We start from the raw sequence: 26110 nt of genomic DNA, 5'->3' as shown, positions 1-26110 counted from the left end.
AAGGGCGGCATCCAGAGGAGCCCGCCCTACTTCAATCTTGAAACGAACCGCCCCACCCTGTAGGAGCGAGCTTGCTCGCGAAGAACTTCAGAACACCACGTTCATCCAGGATAAACGCGTCATCGTTGACGTCCATCGCGAGCGAGCTCGCTCCTACAGCAAGACGGGCCGTTCACACACGATCAAGCCGAAGCCTGACCCTCAGCCAGGAAGAACCAGGTTTCCAGTACGGAATCGGGGTTCAACGAAACGCTTTCGATGCCTTGTTCCATCAGCCACTTGGCCAGGTCCGGGTGGTCCGAAGGACCCTGACCGCAAATGCCGATGTACTTGCCGGCCTTGTTGCACGCGGCAATGGCGTTGGCCAACAGCTTCTTGACCGCCGGGTTACGCTCATCGAACAGGTGCGCGATGATCCCGGAGTCACGGTCCAGGCCCAGGGTCAGCTGGGTCAGGTCGTTGGAGCCGATGGAGAAACCATCGAAGAATTCGAGGAACTCTTCAGCCAGGATCGCGTTGGACGGCAGTTCACACATCATGATGACGCGCAGACCGTTGTCGCCACGGGCCAGGCCGTTTTCGGCCAGCAGATCCACCACTTGGCTCGCTTCACCCAGGGTGCGAACGAACGGCACCATGATTTCAACGTTGGTCAGGCCCATCTCGTTGCGCACGCGCTTGAGGGCACGGCATTCGAGTTCGAAGCAGTCGCGGAACGATTCGCTGATGTAACGCGAAGCGCCACGGAAGCCCAGCATCGGGTTCTCTTCTTCCGGCTCGTAGAGCTTGCCGCCGATCAGGTTGGCGTATTCGTTGGACTTGAAGTCCGACAGGCGCACGATGACCTTTTTCGGCCAGAACGCGGCGGCCAGGGTGCTGATGCCTTCGACCAGTTTATCGACATAGAAGCCGACCGGATCGTTGTAGCCGGCGATGCGCTTGTCGACGCTTTCCTTGATGTCCTGCGGCAGGCCGTCGTAGTTCAGCAGCGCCTTGGGGTGCACGCCGATCATGCGGTTGATGATGAACTCCAGGCGGGCCAGGCCCACACCAGCGTTCGGCAACTGCGCGAAATCAAAGGCGCGGTCCGGGTTGCCGACGTTCATCATGATCTTGAACGGCAGCTCCGGCATGGCGTCCACGGAGTTCTTCTTGATGTCGAAACCCAGTTCGCCTTCGAAGATGAAACCGGTGTCGCCTTCAGCGCAGGAAACGGTCACGCCCTGGCCGTCTTTCAACAGCTGGGTGGCGTTGCCGCAACCGACCACGGCCGGGATACCCAGCTCACGGGCGATGATCGCTGCGTGGCAGGTACGGCCGCCACGGTTGGTGACGATGGCGCTGGCGCGCTTCATGACCGGTTCCCAGTCCGGGTCGGTCATGTCGGAGACCAGAACGTCGCCTGGCTGGACCTTGTCCATCTCGGACACGTCCTTGATGATGCGCACCTTGCCGGCGCCGATGCGCTGGCCGATGGCACGGCCTTCCACCAGCACGGTGCCGGTTTCCTTCAACAGGTAGCGTTCCATGACGTTGGCCTGGGTGCGGCTCTTCACGGTTTCCGGACGGGCCTGCACGATGTACAGCTTGCCGTCGTCACCGTCCTTGGCCCATTCGATGTCCATCGGGCACTGGTAGTGCTTCTCGATGATCATCGCCTGCTTGGCCAGCTCGCTGACTTCGGCGTCGGTCAGGCAGAAACGCGCGCGATCGGTCTTGTCGACATCGACGGTCTTGACCGAACGTCCGGCCTTGGCCTCGTCGCCGTAGATCATCTTGATGGCCTTGCTGCCCAGGTTGCGGCGCAGGATCGCCGGGCGACCGGCGGCCAGCGTGCCTTTGTGGACGTAGAACTCATCCGGGTTGACCGCGCCTTGTACGACGGTTTCACCCAGGCCGTAGGCGCCGGTGATGAACACCACGTCACGGAAGCCCGATTCGGTATCGAGGGTGAACATCACGCCGGCGGTGCCGGTTTCGGAACGGACCATGCGCTGTACGCCGGCCGACAGGGCTACCAACTTGTGGTCGAAGCCCTGGTGCACGCGGTAGGAAATCGCGCGATCGTTGAAAAGGGAGGCGAACACCTCTTTGGCGGCGCGAATGACGTTTTCGACACCACGGATGTTCAGGAAGGTTTCCTGCTGACCGGCGAAAGAGGCGTCTGGCAAGTCTTCGGCAGTCGCGGAAGAACGCACGGCCACGGCCACGTCAGGGTTGCCGGCGGACAGCGCGGCGAATGCGGTGCGGATTTCGGTGTTCAGTTTTTCAGGGAACTCGGCTTCCATGATCCATTGACGGATCTGGGCACCGGTCTTGGCCAGTGCATTCACGTCGTCGACGTCCAGGGCATCGAGGGCATCGTGAATCTGCTGATTCAAGCCGCTCAGTTCCAGGAAATCACGATAAGCCTGAGCGGTCGTGGCGAAGCCACCGGGCACCGATACACCGGCACCTGCCAGGTTGCTGATCATCTCGCCCAGGGATGCGTTCTTGCCCCCCACATGCTCAACATCGTGTTTGCCGAGCTTATCGAGGGAAACTACGTACTCTACCAAGGTGATCTCTCCACTAACTGTGTTGGAAAAGCTCAGAAGCCGGTTGCTCGGGGGAGCGTTTGCCGGCTGTATGGCCTGGACCTGGAAAATAAGTGAGAATGCGGGCCATTGGCGGCCGACAAATCGCGCCTATCATATCCAAGAATGATCATTAGCTTAAGGCCCAAGGTGCAAATGAAACGATCTGCTTTCTTTATCTCCGATGGCACCGGCATTACTGCCGAAACCCTGGGTCAAAGCCTCCTGGCGCAGTTCGAAAACATTACCTTCAGCAAAGTCACGCGGCCGTACATCGACAACGTGGACAAAGCGCGGGCCATGGTACAACAAATCAACAAAGCCGCCGAAAACGACGGCTTTCGCCCGATCATCTTCGATACCATCGTCAATCAGGATATTCGTGAGATCCTCGCGACTTCCAATGGTTTCATGATCGACATTTTCTCGACCTTCCTGGCACCTCTTGAACAGGAACTGACCGAGCATTCTTCCTACACCGTCGGCAAGTCCCACTCCATCGGTGCCAACACCAACTACATGGAGCGCATCGAGGCGGTGAACTTCGCCCTCGACAACGACGACGGCGCCCGCACGCACTATTACGACAAGGCCGACCTGATACTAGTGGGCGTGTCGCGTTGTGGTAAGACGCCGACGTGTCTGTACATGGCCATGCAATTTGGTATCCGCGCGGCCAATTACCCGCTGACCGAAGACGACATGGAACGCCTGCAACTGCCAAGCGCCCTGCGCGCCCACCAGCACAAGCTGTTCGGCCTGACCATCGACCCGGACCGACTCACCGCGATCCGCAACGAGCGCAAGCCCAACAGCCGCTATTCGAGCTACGCCCAGTGCGAGTTCGAAGTGCGCGAGGTGGAAAACCTGTTCCGCCGCGAGAACATTCCGAACATCAACTCCACGCATTTTTCCGTTGAAGAAATCTCCGCGAAGATTTTGGTGGAGAAAGGTGTGGAGCGGCGGTTCAAATAGATTTGTAGCGCCTGTCAGGTCGCTTTCGCGGGCAAGCCCGCTCCCACATTGGAAGGCGGTCAAATGTGGGAGCGAGCCTGCTCGCGAAGAACGATAACGCGGTCTTTCAGATAACAAACAAATCCACAAACCGATTCACCGGCGTTGCCTCAAGCCGCGCCTGATCCTTGCACAGGGTAAATATCTCCTCGCATCGCTGTGCCGTGAAGCGCGTCGCCAGGTTTGCCTTGAACTTGTCCTCCAGCAACGGAATACCATCCGTACGGCGCCGACGGTGACCAATCGGGTACTCAACCACCACGTTCTCGGTGCTGGAACCGTCCTTGAAAAACACCTGCACCGCATTGGCAATGGAGCGTTTGTCCGCTTCCAGGTACTCGCGGGTGTAACGCGGGTCCTCGACGATGACCATTTTGTCGCGCAGCACATCGATGATCGGATGCGCCCTGTGGAAGTCATCTTCGTAGTATTCGGCCACCAGATTGCCGAAGGCCAGCGGCACCGCGGTCATGTACTGGATGCAGTGATCGCGGTCGGCGGCATTGGCCAGCGGGCCGACCTTGGAAATGATGCGGATCGCCGATTCGTGGGTGGTGATGACGATTTTGTCGATTTCGTGCAGCCGGTTGCGGACTTGCGGGTGCAGGGTCACCGCCGCTTCGCAGGCGGTTTGCGCGTGGAACTCGGCGGGAAAACTGATCTTGAACAGCACGTTTTCCATCACATAGCTGCCGTACGGGCGGGAGAAACTGAAGGCGCGCTTGTCGTCGGCCTTGAGCGCCAGATCGTTATTGGTGTGGCTGAACAATACGTCGTAGAAGCCCCACTGCCTGGCGCTCAAGACACCGGGAATACCCATCTCGCCCCGCATCGCGATGTCTGCCAGACGCACCCCACGGCTTGAGGCATCACCGGCCGCCCAGGATTTGCGCGACCCGGCATTCGGCGCATGACGATAGGTGCGCAACGCCTGGCCATCGGCAAAGGCGTGGGACAACGCCGACAACAGTTGCTCGCGGTTGGCCCCCATCAGTTTGGCAGTGACCGCGGTGGAGGCGACTTTCACCAGAATGACGTGATCGAGGCCGACACGATTGAACGAGTTTTCCAGAGCGATCACGCCTTGAATTTCATGGGCCATGATCATGGCTTCGAGCACAACGCGCAGGGTCAGCGGTGCATCGCCATTGGCCAGGCGTTTTTGTGACAGGTGGTCGGCCACCGCGAGAATGCCGCCCAGGTTATCCGAGGGGTGCCCCCACTCGGCGGCGAGCCAGGTGTCGTTGTAGTCGAGCCAGCGCACAATACAGCCGATGTCCCACGCGGCTTTAACCGGGTCCAGACGATAACTGGTGCCGGGAACCCGCGCGCCGAACGGCACGACAGTGCCTTCGACCACTGGTCCCAGGTGCTTGGTGCATTCGGGAAAGCGCAGCGCCAGCAGACCACACCCCAGGGTATCCATCAGGCAGTTGCGGGCGGTGTCCAGGGCTTCTGTGGATTCGATCTTGAAGTTGAGGACGTAATCGGCAATGTCCTGCAGGACCTGGTCATAGTCCGGACGATTGTTCAGGTCAACGTTGGCGCTCATGTTCGATTCACTCTGTAAGTGGTTCGTTGATGGGACCTCGGTTCAAGGCAATCTCAGCGGATGATTACTTTCTTATTTTGAAATGCGATCAGTTGTGGGAGCGAGCCTGCTCGCGAAAGCGGCGTATCAGTCGACATCCATGTTGAATGTCACCCCGTCTTCGCGAGCAGGCTCGCTCCCACAAGGGTTCAGTACTCGATCAGAAAGAATCACCCGGCACGCGGACGTAGCCTTCCATCAACACCCGCGCACTGCGGCTCATGATGGCTTTGTTCACGGTCCATTCGCCGTCGACCTGGCTGGCTTCGGCGCCGACGCGCAAGGTGCCCGACGGGTGACCGAAACGCACGGCATTGCGTTCGACACCGCCCGCCGCGAGGTTGACCAAAGTACCGGAAATCGCCCCCGCCGTACCGATCGCCACCGCTGCGGTGCCCATCATCGCGTGGTGCAGCTTGCCCATGGACAACGCGCGTACCAGCAGGTCGACATCACCGGCGGCAATCGCCTTGCCGCTGGACGCCACGTAGTCCGCAGGCTTGGCGACAAACGCCACCTTCGGCGTGTGCTGCCGCTTGGCCGCTTCGTCAATGTTCGAAATCAGGCCCATGCGCAGTGCGCCGTAAGCGCGGATGGTTTCGAACATCAACAACGCTTTCGGGTCGCCGTTGATCGCGCCCTGCAATTCGGTGCCGGTGTAACCGATGTCTTGGGCATTGACGAAAATGGTTGGGATGCCGGCGTTGATCATGGTGACTTTGAGCGTGCCGACGCCCGGCACTTCCAGCTCATCGATCAGGTTGCCGGTGGGGAACATCGAACCACCGCCACCCTCTTCTTCCGCTGCCGGGTCGAGGAATTCGAGTTGTACTTCGGCAGCCGGGAAGGTCACACCGTCGAGCTCGAAGTCGCCGGTTTCCTGCACTTCACCGTTGGTGATCGGCACGTGGGCGATGATGGTCTTGCCGATATTGGCCTGCCATACACGGACCACGGCAACGCCGTTTTGCGGAATGCGACTGGCATCCACCAGGCCATTGCTGACGGCGAACGAACCGACCGCCGCCGAGAGGTTGCCGCAGTTACCGCTCCAGTCGACGAAAGGCTTGTCGATGGACACCTGACCGAACAGGTAATCGACGTCGTGATCGGCCTTGGTGCTTTTCGACAGGATCACGGTTTTGCTGGTGCTGGAGGTCGCGCCGCCCATGCCGTCGATTTGCTTGTCGTAGGGGTCTGGGCTGCCAATGACGCGCAACAACAACGCATCGCGGGCCGGGCCTGGAACCTGTGCCGCCTCGGGCAGGTCCTTGAGGCTGAAGAACACGCCTTTACTGGTGCCGCCGCGCATATAGGTGGCGGGAATCTTGATCTGCTTGGCAAAATGAGCTGCGTGAGACATGAGTGCTCCTTCAAAAACAGACACGGGACCCAAAGTCCCGTGCCCGTACAGCCAGTGTTAGACGGCAACCGCCGACTCTTCGAGGAAGTCCTGGGCGAAGCGTTGCAACACGCCGCCCGCCTCGTAGATCGACACTTCTTCGGCGGTGTCGAGGCGGCAAGTCACCGGCACCTCGATACGCTCGCCGTTCTTGCGATGGATCACCAGCGTCAGCTCGGCGCGCGGCGTGCGATCGCCGATCACGTCGTAGGTTTCGCTGCCGTCGATGGCCAGGGTGTGGCGGTTGGTACCCGGCTTGAACTCCAGCGGCAACACGCCCATGCCCACCAGGTTGGTGCGGTGAATGCGCTCGAAACCTTCAGCGGCAATCGCTTCCACACCCGCCAGTCGCACGCCCTTGGCCGCCCAGTCGCGGGACGAACCCTGACCGTAGTCGGCGCCGGCGATGATGATCAGCGGCTGCTTGCGGTCCATGTAGGTTTCGATGGCTTCCCACATGCGCATGACCTGGCCTTCCGGCTCCACGCGCGCCAGCGAACCCTGCTTGACCTTGCCGTTTTCCTGGACCATTTCGTTGAACAGTTTCGGGTTGGCAAAGGTCGCGCGTTGTGCGGTGAGGTGGTCACCCCGGTGAGTCGCGTAGGAGTTGAAGTCCTCTTCCGGCAAGCCCATTTTCGCCAGGTACTCGCCGGCGGCGCTGTCCAGCATGATGGCGTTGGACGGCGAGAGGTGATCGGTGGTGATGTTGTCCGGCAACACCGCCAGCGGGCGCATGCCCTTGAGCGGACGTGCCCCGGCCAGCGCACCTTCCCAGTACGGCGGACGGCGAATGTAAGTGCTCATCTCGCGCCAGTCGTACAGCGGCGCGACTTTCGGGCCGGTGTCTTCGTGAATGGCGAACATCGGGATATAGACCTGACGGAACTGCTCCGGTTTGACCGACGCTTTCACCACGGCGTCGATTTCTTCGTCGCTTGGCCAGATGTCTTTCAGGCGGATTTCCTTGCCATCGACCACGCCCAGCACGTCTTTTTCGATGTCGAAACGGATGGTGCCGGCGATGGCATAAGCGACCACCAGCGGTGGCGAGGCGAGGAACGCTTGCTTGGCGTACGGGTGAATCCGGCCGTCGAAGTTGCGGTTGCCGGACAGTACGGCAGTGGCGTACAGGTCGCGGTCGATGATCTCTTGCTGGATCACCGGATCCAGCGCGCCGGACATGCCGTTGCAGGTGGTGCAGGCAAAGGCCACGACGCCGAAGCCGAGCTGCTCCAGTTCATCGGTCAGGCCGGCTTCGTCCAGGTACAGGGCCACGGTTTTCGAACCCGGCGCCAGAGACGATTTGACCCATGGCTTGCGGGTCAGGCCGAGCTTGTTGGCGTTGCGCGCCAGCAGGCCGGCAGCGATCACGTTGCGCGGGTTGCTGGTGTTGGTGCAGCTGGTGATGGCCGCGATGATCACCGCGCCATCCGGCATTTGACCGGGTACGTCTTCCCACTGGCCGGAGATGCCTTTGGCCGCCAGATCCGAAACCGCCACACGGGCGTGCGGGTTGCTCGGGCCGGCCATGTTGCGCACCACCGAAGACAGGTCGAAGGTCAGGCCGCGCTCGTACTGCGCGCCCTTCAAGCTGTCGGCCCAGAGGCCGACCTGCTTGGCGTAGTTCTCGACCAACTGCACCTGCTCGTCTTCACGACCGGTCAGCTTGAGGTAGTCGATGGTCTGCTGGTCGATGTAGAACATCGCCGCCGTGGCGCCGTACTCCGGGGCCATGTTGGAAATGGTGGCGCGGTCGCCCAGGGTCAGGGCCGATGCGCCTTCACCGAAGAATTCCAGCCATGCACCGACCACTTTTTGCTTGCGCAGGAATTCGGTCAGCGCCAGCACCATGTCAGTGGCGGTGATGCCCGGCTGCAGCTTGCCCGTCAGTTCGACACCAACGCTTTCCGGCAGACGCATCCACGACGCGCGGCCCAGCATCACGCTCTCGGCTTCCAGGCCACCGACGCCAATGGCGATTACGCCCAGCGCATCGACGTGCGGGGTGTGGCTGTCTGTGCCGACGCAGGTGTCGGGGAATGCAACGCCGTCGCGCACTTGAATCACCGGAGACATTTTCTCCAGGTTGATCTGGTGCATGATGCCATTGCCCGGCGGGATCACGTCGACGTTCTTGAACGCCTTCTTGGTCCAGTTGATGAAGTGGAAACGGTCTTCGTTGCGACGGTCTTCGATGGCGCGGTTCTTCTCGAACGCCTCGGGATCGAAGCCGCCACGCTCGACGGCCAGGGAGTGGTCGACGATCAGTTGCGTCGGCACCACCGGGTTCACTTGCGCCGGGTCACCGCCTTGCAAGGCGATGGCGTCACGCAGGCCGGCGAGGTCCACCAGTGCGGTCTGGCCGAGGATGTCGTGGCACACCACGCGGGCCGGGAACCATGGGAAATCGAGGTCGCGCTTGCGTTCGATGAATTGCTTCAGGGATTCGGTGAGCGTGGCCGGGTCGCAGCGACGCACAAGGTTTTCCGCCAGCACGCGGGAGGTGTACGGCAGGGTGTCGTAGGCGCCGGGCTGGATGGCCTCGACCGCCGCGCGGACGTCGTAGTAATCCAGATGGCTGCCGGGCAGCGGTTTACGGAATTCTGTGTTCATCGGTCAGGACTCGGTCACGGTAGTTACAAAGGGTGGGGCCTGGTACCGACCTTGAAATTCACACTGAACCCTGTGGGAGCTGGCTTGCCAGCGATAGCGGTGGGTCTGTCACCATCAGTGTTGGATGTGACTCAGTCATCGCTGGCAAGCCAGCTCCCACAGGGTTTTCGGTGAACCTCTGGATCAGTGCTCGGCCCCCACCATTCAGCGTTGTTCGATTGGCACGAACTTGCGCTGTTCGACGCCGACGTACTCGGCGCTCGGGCGGATGATGCGGTTGTTGGCGCGTTGTTCGTACACATGGGCAGCCCAGCCGGTCAGGCGCGAGCAGACGAAAATCGGTGTGAACAACTTGGTCGGGATGCCCATGAAGTGGTACGCCGAGGCATGGTAGAAGTCGGCATTCGGGAACAGTTTCTTCTGCTCCCACATGGTCTTGTCGATGGCTTCGGAGACCGGGAACAACACCTTGTCGCCCACTTCGTCAGCGAGTTTTTTCGACCAGCCCTTGATCACTTCGTTACGCGGATCATTGTCCTTATAGATCGCGTGGCCGAAGCCCATGATCTTGTCCTTGCGCTCGAGCATGCCGAGGGTGCCCTTGATCGCCTCTTCCGGCGACGCGAAACGCTCGATCATTTCCATCGCCGCTTCGTTGGCGCCGCCGTGCAGCGGACCGCGCAACGAACCGATGGCCGCGGTGACGCAGGAGAACAGGTCGGACAACGTCGAAGCGCAGACCCGCGCGGTGAAGGTCGAGGCGTTGAACTCGTGCTCCGCGTAGAGGATCAGCGAAACGTTCATCACCTTGACGTGCAATTCGCTCGGTTTCTTGCCGTGCAGCAGGTGCAGGAAGTGACCGCCGATGGATGCCTCGTCGCTCACGCAATCGATGCGCTGGCCTTCATGGCTGAAGCGATACCAGTAGGTCATGATCGCCGGGAACGCGGCCAACAGGCGGTCGGTCTTGTCGTGTTGCTCGGAGAAGTCTTTCTCCGGCTCGAGGTTGCCCAGGAACGAGCAACCGGTGCGCATCACGTCCATCGGATGGGCGTCGGCAGGGATGCGTTCCAGCACTTCCTTCAAGGCTTGCGGCAGGTCGCGCAGCTTGCTCAGCTTGCTGATGTAGGCCGCCAGTTGGGTTTTGCTCGGCAGTTCGCCGTACAGCAGCAGGTAAGCGACTTCTTCGAATTGAGCGTCAGCCGCCAGTTCGCGAACGTCGTAGCCGCGATAGGTCAGCCCTGCGCCCGACTGGCCCACGGTGGACAGTGCGGTTTGCCCGGCAACCTGGCCACGGAGCCCGGCGCCACTGAGTACTTTTGCTTCGGCCATTGCTGTCTCCAATTTTTGAATTTGTTAGGGAAACCAATCTCTTCTGTAGGAGCGAGCTTGCTCGCGAAGGTGGACGGCACACCGCTGTGCATCAGGGACACAGCGTTATCGTTGAGGTCCATCGCGAGCGAGCTCGCTCCTACAGGTACAGGGTGTTCATTACTTCTTCGCGGCAAACAACGCATCGAGCTTCTGCTCGAAGGTGTGGTAGTCGATGCGATCGTAAAGCTCCATGCGCGTCTGCATGGTGTCGATGACGTTCTGCTGCGTGCCGTCGCGGCGGATCGCGGTGTAGACGTTTTCCGCCGCCTTGTTCATGGCGCGGAAGGCCGACAGCGGGTACAGCACCAGCGACACGTCGGCAGCGGCGAGTTGCTCGGTGGTGTACAGCGGCGTCGCGCCGAATTCGGTGATGTTGGCCAGGATCGGTGCTTTCACGCGGCTGGCGAACAGTTTGTACATTTCCAGTTCGGTGATGGCTTCCGGGAATACCATGTCGGCACCAGCCTCGATGCACGCCGCCGCGCGATCCAGAGCGGACTCCAGGCCTTCCACGGCCAAGGCGTCGGTGCGAGCCATGATCACGAAGCTGTCATCGGTACGGGCATCGACGGCCGCTTTGATGCGATCGACCATTTCCTGCTGCGAAACGATTTCTTTATTAGGACGGTGACCGCAGCGCTTGGCGCCGACCTGGTCTTCGATGTGAATCGCTGCCGCGCCGAACTTGATCATCGACTTGACGGTACGGGCGACGTTGAACGCCGAGGAACCGAAACCGGTGTCCACGTCCACCAGCAGTGGCAGATCGCAGACGTCGGTGATGCGGCGCACATCGGTCAACACGTCATCCAGACCGGTAATGCCCAGGTCCGGCACACCGAGGGAGCCGGCAGCGACGCCGCCGCCGGACAGGTAAATCGCCTTGAAACCGGCACGCTTGGCCAGCAGCGCATGGTTGGCGTTGATCGCGCCGACCACTTGCAATGGATGCTCGCTGGCGACCGCATCGCGGAAACGCTGGCCTGGAGTGCTCTTGTTGGAACTCATGACTCACCTCGTTTGGCTGTCGGATTGGCGCCGTCCTGGTAGTGACGGGCGATGTTGCGTTTGGAAGCGCCGATGTGACGGCGCATCAACAACTCGGCCAGTTCACCGTCACGGTCGGCGATGGCATCGAGAATTCGGTGGTGCTCGGCAAAGGCCTGGTGCGGGCGATTGGGCGTGGTGGAAAACTGGATGCGATACATGCGCACCAATTGATAGAGCTCGCCGCAGAGCATTTGCGTCAGGGTGCGGTTACCGCTGCCCTGGATGATTCGGTAGTGGAAGTCGAAATCGCCTTCCTGCTGGTAATAGCCTCGGCCAGCCTGGAACGCTTCATCGCGCTCGTGGGTTTCGAGGACGCGCCGCAGTTCGTCGATTTCTTCGACACTCATGCGTTCGGCCGCCAGACGACAGGCCATGCCTTCAAGGGATTCGCGGATTTCGTAGAGCTCCAGCAGCTCCGCGTGATTGAGCGACACCACCCGTGCCCCGACGTGCGGTACGCGCACTAGCAGGCGCTGCCCCTCCAGGCGGTGGATGGCCTCGCGCAGCGGACCGCGGCTGATGCCATAGGTACGGGCCAGCTCCGGCTCGGAAATTTTGCTGCCAGGAGCGATCTCGCCCTTGACGATAGCCGCCTGAATGCGCCGGAAGACGTTCTCGGAGAGTGTTTCCGAATCGTCCTGGACGCTAAGCGGCGGATCGAGTTGCTCCAGCATATTGTCGACACCTTCAAAACCAATGCCGCAAAAACTAGCGAAATCAGCGTCCACAGTCAAAGGATAAATCGATATTGTCGACAATCGTCTAATAACCGCTTGCACCAACAAGATGCAGCAGCTCTGGTTATAGCCGCCCGCCAGCGCTGGCGCCATCAAGCCACCGTGCTAGAATGCCGCCCGCATTTGTTTGTCACATCTGCACTGTCTGTCATAAATAGCTGATAGGCATACGAGGAGCTTGCGCAGCAATGCCAGGGTCTTGAATCGAAATACGGACCGCTGCGCACCAGGATTTATGAGACTCAAGCCCTTCTCCACATTCCTTTATTTTCTTTGCCTGCCCGGTTTTGCAGTGGCGGGGGAAAAGACTGTGTATGGCCTCAATGAGTACGCGTCGCTGGGCGGCATCGACCTTGAAGTCGCCGCCAAACTCGATACCGGGGCGAAAACCGCTTCCCTGAGTGCCCGCGACATCAAGCGTTTCAAACGCAATGGCGAATCCTGGGTACGCTTCTATCTGGCCATCGACGCCGCCCATTCGCACCCGATCGAACGACCGCTGGCCCGCGTCAGCAAGATCAAGCGCCGCGCCGGTGACTACGATCCGGAAGAAGGCAAGAAGTACACCGCCCGTCCGGTGATCGAACTGGATATCTGCATGGGCTCGGCCTTACGCAGCATCGAAGTGAACCTGACCGACCGCAGCGCGTTCCAATACCCGCTTTTGATCGGCTCCGAAGCGCTCAAACGCTTCGATGCACTGGTCGACCCCAGTCTTAAATACGCTGCCGGCAAACCCGCCTGCGCCACCGACGCTCATACCGCAGAGTAATTCCAATGCGCTCTCTTACCCTTCATCTGAAAATGCTGATCGCCATCCTGGTGGTGCTGGGCATTTCAGTCACGGCCTATCAGATCTTCGTGCTGGGCATTCCCGTGACCGAAGACGCCACCGACGACTTGTGGAACATCGACGCCAAGGTCGAGTTCGTCGCCAGTGCCAAGGACCCGGTCAAGATCCAGATGTTCGTGCCGCCGTTGAGCCGCGACTACGTCAGCCTCAACGAAAGCTTCATCTCCAATAACTATGGGGTGGCGGTCAACCGCGTCGACGGCAACCGCAAGGTCACCTGGTCGGCACGTCGTGCCAAAGGCAACCAGACCCTGTATTACCGCCTGGTGCTGACCAAGCGCTACAGCGCCGAAAAAACCAAGATCAAAGGGCCGACTTTCCGCGACAGCATCGCCATCGAGGGCCCGGAAAAAATCGCCGCCGAAGCCCTGCTCGCGCCGATCCGCCAACACTCGGCCGACGTCGAAACCTTCGTCGGCGAAGCGATCAAGCGTGTCAACAATGTCAACGACGACAACGTGAAGCTGCTGCTGGCAGGCGATCCGTCCACCGCGCAAAAGGCCAGGATCGTTGAACTGGTGCTGTCCATCGCCCATGTGCCGGTGGAAAAGGTCCACACCATTCGCCTGGTGGCCGATCAACCGCAAACCCCGGAACTCTGGCTGCGCAGCTTCAACGGCACCGACTGGCTGTACTTCAACCCGGAAACCGGCGAACAGGGCCTGCCGACCGACCGCCTGCTGTGGTGGACCGGCGATGAAAACCTGATCACCGTCGATGGCGGCAAGAAAGCCACCGTCACCTTCAGCATGAACAACAGCGAAATGAACGCCATTCGCCTGGCCAAGCTGACCGACGAAAACACCGACGCCAACTTCCTCGAATACTCGCTGTACGGCTTGCCGCTGCAAACCCAGCAAACGTTCATGATCATGGTGATGATCCCGATCGGCGTGCTCGTGATCCTGATCCTGCGCAACCTGATCGGCCTGCAGACCCTCGGCACCTTCACCCCGGTACTGATCGCCCTGGCCTTTCGCGAAACCCAGCTCGGCTTCGGCATCGTGCTGTTCACGATCATCACGGCCCTGGGGCTGTCGCTGCGCTCCTACCTGGAACACCTGAAACTGCAAATGCTGCCGAGGCTGTCGGTGGTGCTGACCTTCGTGGTGGTGTTGATCGCGGCCATCAGCCTTTTCAGCCACAAACTCGGCCTGGAGCGCGGGCTGTCGGTGGCGCTGTTCCCGATGGTGATTCTGACCATGACCATCGAACGCTTGTCGATCACCTGGGAAGAACGTGGCGCCAGCCATGCCATGAAAGTGGCGATCGGCACCCTGTTCGCCGCCACCCTGTCACACCTGATCATGAGCGTGCCGGAACTGGTGTATTTCGTGTTCACCTTCCCGGCGATCCTGCTGATCCTGGTGGCCTTCATGCTGGCGATGGGTCGCTATCGCGGCTACCGCCTGACCGAACTGGTGCGTTTCAAGGCCTTCCTGAAAAAGGCTGATGCCTGATGTTCGGTTTCTGGAAGACCTGGAAGGCCCTGGAAGCGCGGGGCATCATGGGGATCAATCGGCGCAACGCAGACTATGTGCTCAAGTACAACAAGCGCAGCCTGTACCCGATTGTCGATGACAAGATCATCACCAAGGAACGCGCCATCGCCGCCGGCATCCATGTGCCGGAACTCTACGGGGTGATCTCCACCGAGAAGGAAATCGACAAGCTCGACGAGATCATCGGCGAGCGCAGCGACTTCGTGATCAAACCGGCCCAGGGCGCGGGCGGCGACGGCATCCTGGTGATCGCCGACCGCTTCGAGGGGCGCTATCGCACGGTGTCCGGCAAAATCATCAGTCACGAGGAAATCGAACATCAGATTTCCAGCATCCTCACCGGGCTGTATTCCCTCGGCGGGCACCGCGACCGGGCGCTGATCGAGTATCGGGTGATTCCAGACCAGATCTTCAAAAGCATCAGCTACGAAGGCGTGCCCGATATCCGCATCATCGTGCTGATGGGCTACCCGGTCATGGCCATGCTGCGCCTGCCGACCCGCCAGTCCGGCGGCAAGGCCAACCTGCACCAGGGCGCGATCGGCGTCGGTGTCGACCTTGCCACCGGCCTGACCCTGCGCGGCACCTGGCTGAACAACATCATCACCAAACACCCGGACACCACCAACGCGGTGGATGGCGTGCAACTGCCCTACTGGGACGGTTTCATGAAACTGGCAGCTGGCTGCTACGAGCTGTGTGGCCTGGGTTACATCGGTGTCGACATGGTGCTCGACCAGGAAAAAGGCCCGCTGATCCTCGAGCTCAACGCCCGACCGGGCTTGAACATCCAGATTGCCAATGATTGCGGCCTGACCTTGCGCACCCATGCGGTCGAGGCGCGACTGGAAGAGCTCAAAGCTCGCGGCGTGACCGAAACCGTCGAAGAGCGCATGGCGTTTGTGCAGGAGATGTTCGGGCATATTCCTCCGGTTGAGGGTTGACCCCTACTTTTTGAGGGGTGCCACTGCTTTTTGTGGCGAGGGAGCTTGCTCCCGCTCGGCTGCGAAGCAGTCGCAAACCCAGACTACTCGGCGGGACTGAAGAACCCTGGGGGCTGCTGCGCAGCCCAACGGGAGCAAGCTCCCTCGCCACAGGTTTCACGCAGGATCGCAAAATGCCAATCCCCGACATCCCCTCTAGGAGCAATTCCCCGAGGGGACTACAATCGCCACCCCGCCTCGATGGCCGATCCAACCCGCCCATGCTGACCTGTTCCGTACACCCCCTGCCCTATCGCGCCAACCCCGCCGACTATTTCGCGGCCATCCGTCATGCCCCCGGTGCCGTACTGCTCGACAGTGGCCGCCCCAGCGCCGAGCGTGGCCGGTTTGACCTGCTCAGCGCCTGGCCGCTGGAACAACTGACGGTGGCGCCTGACGAACGTGGCGGCAGTTTCCTGCAACGCCTGCGCGATAACCTGACTCGATTGGGTGAAGCATCGTTGCCGGCACCCTATGAGTTGCCGTTCGCGGGCGGCTTGATCGGCTACCTGAGCTACGACTTCGGCCGCCACCTGGAGAATCTGCCACACCAGGCGCAGGACGACCTGCAATTGCCGGACGCGCGTTTTGGTCTGTACGACTGGGCGCTGATCAGCGATCACCACCAGGCCACCAGTCAACTGGTGTTTCACCCGACGCTGGCCGACAGCGAGCGTCAACGCCTGATCCAGCTGTTCAGCCAGCCCGCCGCTGAAGCGGTCGAGTCGTTCACACTGCAAGCGCCCATGAAGCCCGACCTGAGCGTTGATCAGTATCGGCAAGCCATCGAGCGCATTCAGCTATATATCCAGGCCGGTGACTGCTATCAGGTCAACTTCGCCCAGCGTTTCCGCGCGCCCTGCCAGGGTGACCCATGGGCGGCGTATTGCGCGCTGCGGCTGGCGTGCCCGACGCCGTTTTCCGGCTTCCAGCGCTTGCCCGACGGTGGCGCGGTGCTGAGCCTGTCACCTGAGCGATTTGTCAAAGTCAGCGAACGCCATGTGGAAACCCGGCCGATCAAAGGCACGCGCCCTCGCGGCCTGACCCCGGCCGAAGATGCGGCCAATGCCGCCGAACTGCTGGCCAGCCCCAAGGATCGCGCGGAAAACCTGATGATCGTCGACCTGCTGCGCAACGACCTCGGCCGCACCTGCCGCACCGGGTCGGTGCGGGTCCCGGAACTGTTCAGCCTGGAAAGCTACCCCAATGTGCATCATCTGGTGAGCAGCGTGACCGGCGAACTGGCGGATGACCGGGACGCACTGGACCTGATCGCCGGCAGCTTCCCCGGCGGCTCGATTACCGGTGCACCGAAGATTCGCGCGATGCAGATCATCGACGAACTGGAGCCGACCCGCCGGGGGTTGTATTGCGGCTCACTGCTGTACCTGGACGTACGCGGCGAGATGGACAGCTCCATCGCCATTCGCAGCTTGCTGGTCAAGGATGGGCAGGTGTGTTGCTGGGGTGGCGGCGGGATCGTCGCCGATTCCGAGTGGCAGGCGGAGTATCAGGAGTCGATTACCAAGGTGAAGGTACTGCTCGATACCCTGCAAAACCTGTAGGAGCGAGCTTGCTCGCGATGAATCCGGGAACGCTGCGGAGTGTCAGGCATCCCGCGTAATCGTTGACGACCATCGCGAGCAAGCTCGCTCCTACAGGGACGACTACAGACTCAAGGTACGGTTCGACGCCTGGATGAACGCCTGCTTCAGCTCTTCAAACGTATGCACCGCCGGGAACTGCGGGAACTCGCGAATCACGTTGTCCGGCGCGTGAAACAGAATCCCCGCATCCGCCTCACCCAGCATCGTGGTGTCGTTATAGGAATCCCCCGCCGCAATCACTCGGTAGTACAGGCTCTTGAATGCCAATACCGACTGCCGCTTGGGATCTTTCTGACGCAACTGATAGCCAGTGACTCGCCCCGTATCGTCGGTAATCAGGCGATGGCACAGCAAGGTCGGGAAGCCCAGTTGACGCATCAGCGGCTGGGAAAACTCGTAGAAGGTGTCCGACAGAATCACCACCTGGAACCGCTCGCGCAGCCAATCGACGAACTCGATGGCGCCGTCCAGCGGTTTGAGCGTAGCGATCACTTCCTGGATATCGGCGAGTTTCAGCCCGTGTTCGTCGAGAATCCGCAGGCGCTGCTTCATCAACACGTCGTAGTCGGGAATGTCCCGGGTAGTGGCCCGGAGGGATTCGATCCCGGTTTTTTCGGCAAACGCGATCCAGATTTCCGGGACCAGCACACCTTCAAGATCCAGACAGGCAATTTCCACAAGACACTCCCATTGGTATTGTTTATTGAGTCGAGCGAGCCCGAACTCTAGCGGCTCCACCCCCACCGCGCAACGCAGAGGACGCCCCGGCCGGCGCAGCTTTTTGTTACCATCGACCCCATATAGAGCGCCCAGCGCCACCGACCTGTAGGAAGCCGCCCTGATGAGCCCAACGTTCGACGTCGTGGAACTCGCCACGACCTATGCCAATAAATCCGCCCAGGACATCCTGAAACTCGCGTTCGCCGAGTTCGGCGATGACCTGTGGATATCTTTCAGCGGCGCCGAAGACGTGGTGCTGGTGGACATGGCCTGGAAGCTGAACAAGAACGTCAAGGTGTTCAGCCTCGACACCGGTCGCCTGCACCCCGAGACCTACCGCTTCATCGATCAGGTGCGCGAGCACTACAAGATCGACATCGAACTGGTGTCGCCGGACTACACCAAGCTCGAACCGTTCGTGAAGGAAAAGGGCCTGTTCAGTTTCTATAAGGACGGCCATGGCGAATGCTGCGGCATCCGCAAGATCGAGCCGCTGCGCCGCAAGCTGTCCGGCGTGAAAGCCTGGGCCACCGGCCAACGCCGTGACCAGAGCCCCGGCACCCGCAGCGCTGTCGCGGTGATGGAAATCGACACCGCGTTCTCCACCCCGGAGCGCACCCTGTACAAATTCAACCCCCTGGCGCAAATGACCAGCGAAGAGATCTGGGGTTACATCCGCATGCTGGAGCTGCCGTACAACAGCCTGCATGAGCGCGGTTTCATCAGTATCGGTTGCGAACCCTGCACCCGCCCGGTATTGCCGAACCAGCACGAGCGTGAAGGGCGTTGGTGGTGGGAAGAAGCGACGCAGAAAGAATGCGGACTGCATGCAGGGAATATCATCAGCAAGTCCAAGGCCTGATCCGGAACCTAGTGATATCCAATGTGGGAGCGAGCCTGCTCGCGAAGGGGGCGGTACATCCAACATTGGTGTCGCCTGACATAACGCCTTCGCGAGCAGGCTCGCTCCCACCGTTTGATTTTTCTGCCCAAGAAATGTGTACACACGAATGTCACCATCAGTGCCATTTATGTGTGCACTTTTTGTTTCTGCGCACCCAAAAGTTACATTTCCTCGCCTGACTTGCGTTGCTTCGCGCGCCTGAAAATCCACCCGCAAAAATAAATACCTGCGCAATCGGTCAGCTTATATCGCCCGTTTTTCAGCGCTTTAGCGCCCGTTGATAACAAAACGAAATGAGCAACGACATTCATAGATTCAGGACTGGCACAGATCTGGCTTAAGTGCATACATGTTTTGTATACAATCACCTCAAAACATAAAAACACTTTAGATCCGCAAGCCTGAAGCGCCCTATCCCGTACAGGCTGCAGATGCCCCGTAACCAATGATATTCGCCACCCGCGACGAAGATTTGTCGAGCCAACGCTCATGCACAGTCATCGCGGGTCGAGCATCAGGAGCCTGCCGGAATGCGTACAAGCCTCTCCAACAACAATATTGCGCTGGATCTGCCCTCCTCCCCTTCCACTCAAACCACCGGTGATCACACCCTGCAATGCCCCGTGGCACTCAGCCCCCGTCTGCATAACAACGACCTGGCACCGACCAAGGCTGAAGGTCGACGCTGGGGCAAATACAGCATCTTCGCCCTGTGGACCAACGACGTTCACAACATTGCCAATTACTCGTTCGCCATCGGCCTGTATGCCCTGGGCCTGGGCGGCTGGCAGATTCTGCTGTCGCTGGGGATCGGCGCGGCGCTGGTGTATTGCTTCATGAATCTGTCCGGGTACATGGGACAAAAGACCGGTGTGCCGTTTCCGGTCATCAGCCGGATCAGTTTCGGCATCCACGGTGCACAAATTCCTGCATTGATCCGCGCCGTTATCGCCATCGCCTGGTTCGGCATTCAGACGTACCTGGCCTCGGTGGTGTTTCGTGTCTTGCTGACCGCCATCCATCCCGGATTCGCCGACTATGACCATGACTCGATCCTCGGTTTGTCGACCCTGGGCTGGGTGTGTTTCGTCGCGATCTGGTTCGTGCAACTGGCGATCCTCGCCTATGGCATGGAAATGGTGCGGCGTTACGAGGCGTTTGCCGGACCGGTGATTCTGCTGACCGTCGCCGCCCTCGCCGGGTGGATGTACTTCCAGGCCAACGCGACCATCGCCTGGTCGATCCGCGAACCGCTGACCGGCGCTGAGATGTGGCGCAATATCTTTGCCGGCGGCGCACTGTGGCTGGCGATCTACGGCACCCTGATCCTCAATTTCTGCGACTTCGCCCGCTCTTCGCCGTGCCGCAAGACCATCAAGATCGGAAATTTCTGGGGCCTGCCGGTGAACATTCTGGTGTTTGCCGCCATTACCGTCCTGCTCTGCGGTGCGCAATTTCAGATCAATGGCCACATTATTGAAAGTCCTACCGAAATCATCGCCTCGATCCCCAACACCTTCTTCCTGGTCCTCGGTTGCCTGGCATTCCTGATCGTCACCGTGGCGGTCAACATCATGGCCAACTTCGTCGCCCCGGCCTTCGTGCTGAGCAACCTGGCGCCCAAGTACCTGACGTTCCGCCGCGCCGGCCTGATCAGCGCAGCCATTGCCGTACTGATCCTGCCGTGGAACCTCTACAACAGCCCGCTGGTGATCGTGTACTTCCTCTCCGGTCTCGGCGCCCTGCTCGGCCCATTGTATGGCGTGATCATGGTCGACTACTGGCTTGTAAGAAAAGGTCGGATCAACGTGCCGCAGTTGTACAGCGAAGACCCGAACGGGGCTTATTACTACAGCCGCGGCGTCAATTTGCGCGCCGTGGCGGCGTTCATTCCCGCCGCCTTGATCGCCATCATCCTGGCGCTGGTACCTGGTTTCCACAGCGTGTCGCCGTTTTCCTGGCTGATCGGTGCCGGGATTGCCGGAATGCTCTATCTGATCATCGCCAAACGCCAACCTGACTACGCCGACGTCAGTGGTGAAGCTATCGCCGTCGACAACGTCAGCCACTAATCCCGACGCGGCCCGGCAGCGTCGGGCCGCAGAACCACCCCGTTATAAGGATTTCCCATGCGAATTCTCGTGGTTAACGTCAACACCACCGAATCCATCACCCAGGCCATCGCCCGTTCGGCGCAGGCCGTTGCTTCCCCCGGCACGGAAATCGTCGGCCTGACGCCGCACTTCGGTGCCGACTCCGTCGAAGGCAACTTCGAAAGCTACCTGGCCGCCATTGCCGTCATGGACCGAGTGATGTCCTACGACCAGCCCTTCGATGCGGTGATCCAGGCCGGTTACGGCGAACACGGCCGCGAAGGTCTGCAGGAACTGCTCAACGTGCCGGTGGTGGACATCACCGACGCGGCGGCGAGTACCGCGATGTTTCTCGGCCACGCCTATTCGGTGGTCACCACCCTCGATCGCACCGTGCCGCTGATCGAAGATCGCCTGAAACTGTCCGGGCTTTGGGATCGTTGCGCGTCAGTGCGGGCCAGTGGATTGGCGGTACTGGAACTGGAACACGAACCGCAACGTGCGCTGGAGGCCATCGTGCATCAGGCCGAACTGGCGGTGACCCAGGACAAGGCCGAAGTGATTTGCCTGGGTTGCGGCGGCATGGCCGGGCTGGATGAGCAGATCCGCCGGCGCACCGGCGTGCCGGTGGTGGATGGCGTGACAGCGGCGGTGACCATTGCCGAATCGCTGGTGCGGTTGGGGTTATCCACTTCCAAGGTGCGGACGTATGCGACGTCGCGGCCGAAGAACATCATTGGCTGGCCGGGGCGGTTTGCCCGATAAACCGAGTCGCCCCCTTCGCGAGCAGGCTCGCTCCCACAGGATTTGCGTCGTACCACGATGCGGTGAACGACGCTGACCCTGTGGGAGCGTGGCTTGCCCGCGATGGGAGCACCTCGTTTCAAAGACGTGTTCAGATGGCACTAAACCTCTGAGCCAACCCCTGCTCTGCAAACTGCTCAATAATGAAGTCGACAAACGCCCGGGTCTTGCCCGGCAGCAGTTTGTGCTCGGCGTAATAGATCGAGATATTGCCGTCATCGACATACCAGTCCGGCAGCACCCGCTGCAATGTCCCCGCCTGCAGATAACCCACGGCGAACGGCATGCTGACCAGCGCAATGCCCAGGCCCTGGGTCGCCGTGGCGCAGGCTGCTTCCGAATCGCTCATGGTCATCCGCGCTTTCAGAGTCAAGGGACTGTGCTGCTGACTGCGGCTGGTCAACTGCCAGGAACGCACGCGGCCCGTCTGCGGTGAGCGAATCAGGATGCCTTCGTGCTGCTTGAGATCGTCCGGTTCATTGATCGCCTCACGCGCCGCAAGATAGTCGGCCGAAGCCACCAACACACGATGGGCCGGCGTCAGTTTGCGCGCTACCACGCCTTGGGGCAGTTCGAACCCGCCACCAATGGCGGCGTCGAAGCCCTGGCCGATCAGGTCAACCTGGCGATTATCGAAATGCCAGTCCGGGTTGATTGCCGGAAAGCGCTGCAAAAACTCCCCGAGCAGCGGCACGATGTACAAGCGCCCGAACACCGTGCCCATGCTGACTTTCAACGTCCCCGCCGGACGCCCCTCGGCGCTGGCAAGGTTGGCCACGGCATTCTGGATCGTGTGCAAACTGGCACTGACTTCGCCGAGAAACACCTGGCCGGCCTCCGTCAACGTCAGGCTGCGGGTGCTGCGCTGGAACAGCCGCACCCCCAGTCGCGCCTCAAGCTTGGCTACGCTTTTGCCCACCGCCGCCGGGGTCAGGCTCAAGCGCCGGGCGGCTTCGGCGAAGCTGCCGACCTCGGCGCTGCGAACAAAGCATTCGATACTGCTGAAGGTTTCCATAGGCGCCACTATAAACTTCTGGTTTACACAGACTATCGCAATTACCGTCTACACAGTGTGCAATCGGATATCGATACTAGGCTCCATCAACCGGGACATCCTGCCTCGGGACTTTGGAGATCGATATGACTACTCAGAACCTCAGCGGCAAAGTGGCATTGATTCAAGGCGGCTCCCGCGGCATCGGTGCTGCCATCGTCAAACGTCTGGCCGCTGAAGGCGCGACTGTTGCCTTTACCTACGTCAGCTCCACGGCCAAGGCCGAAGCACTGCAGAACAGCATCATCGCCGACGGCGGCAAAGCCCTGGCCATCAAGGCGGACAGCGCCGACGCCGAAGCCATCCGCAACGCCGTGAACGCGACGGTGGAAACCTTCGGTCGACTGGACATCCTGGTCAACAACGCCGGTGTGCTCGCCGTCGCCCCACTGGAAGATTTCAAACTCGAAGATTTCGACCAGACCCTGGCCATCAACGTCCGCAGCGTATTCATCGCCACCCAGGCCGCCGCCCGCCATATGACCGAGGGTGGTCGAATCATCAACATCGGCAGCACCAACGCCGACCGCATGCCCTTCGCCGGTGGCGGCCCCTACGCCATGAGCAAGTCGGCGCTGGTCGGCCTGACCAAGGGCCTGGCCCGCGACCTCGGCCCGAAAGGCATCACCATCAACAACGTGCAACCCGGTCCGGTCGATACCGACATGAACCCGGCCGAAGGTGATTTCGCTGACAGTCTGATCCCGCTGATGGCCGTCGGGCGTTACGGCAAAGTTGAAGAAATCGCCAGTTTCGTTGCCTACCTCGTCAGTCCCGAGGCTGGTTACATCACCGGTGCGAGCCTGACTATCGATGGTGGTTTTGGCGCCTGATAAAGGTCAGCCAACCACACCCCCTGTGGGAGCGAGCCTGCTCGCGAAAGCGGTGTGTCAGCCAACATCAATGTCGACTGATACTCCCTATTCGCGAGCAGGCTCGCTCCCACAATTGGATTTGCGTCAGGTCCAATCGAGCGCCGGAAGACCACAGGCACTCGGCCTGAACGCCTTGAGCGTACGAAGAATCCCATCGGCGTGCGCGTACTTTTCATCAGCCATTGCTGCATCCGGAATGGCAATCGCCGTCATCCCCGCCGCCTTCGCCGCCGTGACACCAAACGGCGAATCTTCGAACACCAGGCAATCCTGTGGCGCGACACCCAGGCGTCGCGCCGCCGTCAGGAAGATATCCGGTGCCGGTTTGGCCGCGCCGACTTCCGGATCGTCAGCGGTGACGATGGTGTCGAACAGCGCGAACCAGTCCCGATGCAAGGTGGTTTTCTGGCCAAACGACTGGCTCGACGAACTGGTACCCACCGCGATGGGAATGTTGTTGGCCTTCAGATGCCGCACCAGCTCCTGTGCGCCAGGCATCGCCTGTGCGGTAGCAAAACGCTCGCGCATCAACGGTTCGCGGATCACCAGAAACTCTTCGGCGCTGATCGGCAGATCAAGCGCCTCGACCACGTAACGCGCCAGGTCCCCGGCGCCACGACCGATGATGTTCTGCTTGATGCTCCAGTCGAATGTCCGCCCGTAACGACCCGCAATGATGGACGTGACCTCGGTGTAAATGCCCTCGGTGTCCAGCAGCAAGCCGTCCATATCGAAAATCACGGCCTTGATCGGGCCGAACTCATTGAGCGCTGCATTCATCGCATCTGATCCGTTTTCAATGACATCCCAGGCGGCTCGGGTGCGGCCGGCTCAGTGACTGATTAAAGGGTTCAGCAGCATAGCGAGCGCGGTTGGCATAGAGCAACGGGCAAAATCCGAGCGCTCTCGATGCGGTACCGATGATTTAACGAATCGCCCTACACGAAACACCTCCTTTCCCGACTTCTTTCCTGATTGATCCGCCGCAGAGTTTCGCGCTCCTTCATTCGAGCGAAACACTGCGCATGTTCGATCCTGACAAGCTGCTGGCCCTGAACAACACCATCGGCTTGCTGGTGGTCGCCGCGATGAACCCGGAGCAGCCGGACGTCGAAGCGCTGCTCGGTGATTTTCGCCTCTGTCTCAACAACTACGAAGCCTGGGCGGAGAGCTTCTGGACCGGCGGCGCACTGGATGTCGAGCAGGTGTTCAAGGTCGGCAACGACGTTCGCCTCAGCGCACCAAAGCATTCCACCGCGCCCGTCAGTTCCACCGTCGCCCAGTGCCCCGCCAGTGGACCGCTGACCCTGGTGCATCTGTTTGAAGCCGCACGCTTCATACCCATCGGCAATACACCCGTCGTGCTCGAACCGCTGATTTCCGAAGGGCCGGACGGGCCAGTGTTTGGCGCACCGATACACGAAACCATCGGCCCCAGCGGCATCCTCGAAATCTCCGATTGCTGGCGTGGCAATCGTTATCGCATCACCTTTTTTCCCAACGTCACCACCGATCACGTCAAAGCCCTGTATGCCTCTTACGCAGGCGTCGTCAGTGAGCTGGAAGGCTGGCTGCGCGATGAGTGGGCGAGCGAGTTTCAACCGCTGTGGGACGGGTTTTCCAAGGCTGACTTCATTGAACGCTACGGCCTGCTGCGACAGGCGGATTGGCGGGGTGTCGAGCACGCGTTGCACGGTTTGTGGGACGACGTGAAGCAGCTCTACGCCCTGATCGCCGACCTGCAGGCCAACAGTGCAAAACTCCTTGAATACCTGACCGAGGCGGAACTTGAGGCGCTGCTGGCGGCTTCGTCCGAGTCCATCGCCAATCTATTGCTGGTGCTGAGCGACGAGCCCTTGATGTTCATCCATCTGGCCGCCTTCACCAGTTGGTTGAAGCTGTTGCCGCCGCAGTACATCGCCGAAGTCGTGGCGGAAGTTCGTACAGAGTTGCTGATCAGTTTCCTGCTGGTGTGCTTGACCGGTCCTACAGGCCTGAAGCTCGGCATCAGCGCCAAAGTACTCAGCAAAATGAAGTCCGAGCGCGCCCGACGCTGGCTGGCCGCGGCGGGTTTGCGGTTGGCGGAGCTGACGAGTCGCTCCGATCTGAGCGCTCACGCGGGCGTGCTCAAGCCATTGTCGGTGAATGCCCGGAAGGCACCGTTAAAGCCTGCACCCGCCATTCCATTGCAGATCAGCACGGCGGGTTCGACCGATCTTTTGATCAATAATCCAGTCGCCATTGCCCGTAACAAGTCTGCTGCCACGACGCGTTTGAGCCGGCAGGAACCTCACGACGACGCGTCGAAACAAGCGAAAAACCCCAACGGCGACAGCGCCGATACCGCCGCCCACACCG

General features: G+C 60.5%; 19 protein-coding genes and 1 pseudogene. 10 read left to right on the top strand and 10 right to left on the bottom strand.

Annotated elements, in window-relative coordinates:
• Positions 1-182 precede the first annotated feature (182 nt).
• Positions 183-2558: a phosphoenolpyruvate synthase gene (gene ppsA, locus ACW9HW_RS06335; protein WP_095197285.1), complete on the bottom strand. Its 2376-nt coding sequence runs from the start codon at positions 2556-2558 to the stop codon at positions 183-185.
• A 174-nt stretch (positions 2559-2732) separates the two neighbouring features.
• Between ppsA and ppsR the strand changes: the two genes are divergently transcribed.
• A complete protein-coding gene (ppsR, locus tag ACW9HW_RS06330) occupies positions 2733-3551 on the top strand; it encodes a posphoenolpyruvate synthetase regulatory kinase/phosphorylase PpsR (RefSeq protein WP_095197284.1) in 819 nt (272 codons plus the stop codon).
• A 106-nt stretch (positions 3552-3657) separates the two neighbouring features.
• Here the strand turns inward: ppsR and prpD are convergent, their stop codons facing one another.
• The 6 genes from prpD to ACW9HW_RS06300 form a co-directional block, all read right to left on the bottom strand.
• A complete protein-coding gene (gene prpD / locus ACW9HW_RS06325) occupies positions 3658-5142 on the bottom strand; it encodes a 2-methylcitrate dehydratase (RefSeq protein ID WP_095197283.1) in 1485 nt (494 codons plus the stop codon).
• 199 nt (positions 5143-5341) lie between these two features.
• Positions 5342-6544 carry a 2-methylaconitate cis-trans isomerase PrpF gene (prpF, locus tag ACW9HW_RS06320; protein ID WP_095197282.1) on the bottom strand — a complete coding sequence of 401 codons (1203 nt, stop codon included), beginning with the start codon at positions 6542-6544 and terminating at the stop codon, positions 5342-5344.
• 57 nt (positions 6545-6601) lie between these two features.
• Complete coding sequence (gene acnD / locus ACW9HW_RS06315) at positions 6602-9196, bottom strand: Fe/S-dependent 2-methylisocitrate dehydratase AcnD (protein WP_095197281.1); 2595 nt, start codon at positions 9194-9196, stop codon at positions 6602-6604.
• A 204-nt stretch (positions 9197-9400) separates the two neighbouring features.
• A complete protein-coding gene (prpC, locus tag ACW9HW_RS06310) occupies positions 9401-10528 on the bottom strand; it encodes a bifunctional 2-methylcitrate synthase/citrate synthase (RefSeq protein ID WP_095197280.1) in 1128 nt (375 codons plus the stop codon).
• Positions 10529-10687: 159 nt separating this feature from the next.
• Complete coding sequence (gene prpB / locus ACW9HW_RS06305) at positions 10688-11578, bottom strand: methylisocitrate lyase (protein ID WP_095197279.1); 891 nt, start codon at positions 11576-11578, stop codon at positions 10688-10690.
• The gene (locus tag ACW9HW_RS06300) at positions 11575-12291 is read right to left on the bottom strand and encodes a GntR family transcriptional regulator (protein ID WP_170948764.1); all 717 of its coding nucleotides are present in this window, start codon (positions 12289-12291) and stop codon (positions 11575-11577) included. The genes prpB and ACW9HW_RS06300 overlap by 4 nt, the downstream gene beginning before the upstream one ends.
• A 301-nt stretch (positions 12292-12592) precedes the next feature.
• Between ACW9HW_RS06300 and rloA the strand changes: the two genes are divergently transcribed.
• From rloA to pabB, 4 genes are all read left to right on the top strand, one after another.
• Positions 12593-13129, top strand: a complete 537-nt coding sequence (rloA, locus tag ACW9HW_RS06295) for a retropepsin-like aspartic peptidase RloA (protein WP_095197277.1) — start codon at positions 12593-12595, stop codon at positions 13127-13129.
• Positions 13130-13134: 5 nt separating this feature from the next.
• Positions 13135-14670 (top strand): osmotic stress tolerance membrane protein RloB, encoded by a 1536-nt coding sequence (gene rloB / locus ACW9HW_RS06290; RefSeq protein ID WP_095197276.1) that lies wholly within the window; start codon positions 13135-13137, stop codon positions 14668-14670.
• Positions 14670-15656 (top strand): alpha-L-glutamate ligase-like protein, encoded by a 987-nt coding sequence (locus ACW9HW_RS06285; protein ID WP_095197275.1) that lies wholly within the window; start codon positions 14670-14672, stop codon positions 15654-15656. Before rloB ends, ACW9HW_RS06285 begins: the two co-directional genes overlap by 1 nt.
• Before the next feature lie 260 nt (positions 15657-15916).
• Positions 15917-17260: an aminodeoxychorismate synthase component I gene (pabB, locus tag ACW9HW_RS06280; protein WP_457398968.1), complete on the top strand. Its 1344-nt coding sequence runs from the start codon at positions 15917-15919 to the stop codon at positions 17258-17260.
• Between the two features lie 102 nt (positions 17261-17362).
• Here the strand turns inward: pabB and thrH are convergent, their stop codons facing one another.
• On the bottom strand, positions 17363-17980 hold the full coding sequence (thrH, locus tag ACW9HW_RS06275; protein ID WP_095197273.1) for a bifunctional phosphoserine phosphatase/homoserine phosphotransferase ThrH: 618 nt from the start codon (positions 17978-17980) through the stop codon (positions 17363-17365).
• Between the two features lie 163 nt (positions 17981-18143).
• Between thrH and ACW9HW_RS06270 the strand changes: the two genes are divergently transcribed.
• From ACW9HW_RS06270 to ACW9HW_RS06260, 3 genes are all read left to right on the top strand, one after another.
• Positions 18144-18884 (top strand): phosphoadenylyl-sulfate reductase, encoded by a 741-nt coding sequence (locus ACW9HW_RS06270; RefSeq protein WP_007971943.1) that lies wholly within the window; start codon positions 18144-18146, stop codon positions 18882-18884.
• A 572-nt stretch (positions 18885-19456) separates the two neighbouring features.
• Complete coding sequence (locus ACW9HW_RS06265) at positions 19457-20998, top strand: NCS1 family nucleobase:cation symporter-1 (RefSeq protein WP_457398966.1); 1542 nt, start codon at positions 19457-19459, stop codon at positions 20996-20998.
• A gap of 57 nt (positions 20999-21055) precedes the next feature.
• Positions 21056-21784, top strand: a complete 729-nt coding sequence (locus tag ACW9HW_RS06260; RefSeq protein WP_457398964.1) for an aspartate/glutamate racemase family protein — start codon at positions 21056-21058, stop codon at positions 21782-21784.
• A 130-nt stretch (positions 21785-21914) separates the two neighbouring features.
• Here the strand turns inward: ACW9HW_RS06260 and ACW9HW_RS06255 are convergent, their stop codons facing one another.
• On the bottom strand, positions 21915-22838 hold the full coding sequence (locus ACW9HW_RS06255) for a LysR family transcriptional regulator (RefSeq protein ID WP_457398962.1): 924 nt from the start codon (positions 22836-22838) through the stop codon (positions 21915-21917).
• A 125-nt stretch (positions 22839-22963) separates the two neighbouring features.
• On the opposite strand from ACW9HW_RS06255, the gene ACW9HW_RS06250 reads away from it, so the two are divergent.
• On the top strand, positions 22964-23710 hold the full coding sequence (locus tag ACW9HW_RS06250) for a 3-oxoacyl-ACP reductase family protein (protein WP_095197268.1): 747 nt from the start codon (positions 22964-22966) through the stop codon (positions 23708-23710).
• 126 nt (positions 23711-23836) lie between these two features.
• On the opposite strand, the gene ACW9HW_RS06245 is transcribed toward ACW9HW_RS06250, so the two are convergent.
• Positions 23837-24532, bottom strand: a complete 696-nt coding sequence (locus ACW9HW_RS06245) for an HAD-IA family hydrolase (protein WP_095197267.1) — start codon at positions 24530-24532, stop codon at positions 23837-23839.
• Between the two features lie 245 nt (positions 24533-24777).
• Here ACW9HW_RS06245 and ACW9HW_RS06240 point away from each other — a divergent pair.
• A pseudogene (locus tag ACW9HW_RS06240) lies at positions 24778-26110 on the top strand (type IV secretion protein Rhs); the annotation flags it as partial.

Source organism: Pseudomonas sp. SDO5532_S415, assembly GCF_054071155.1.
This window is presented reverse-complemented; position numbering and strand designations above follow the sequence as displayed.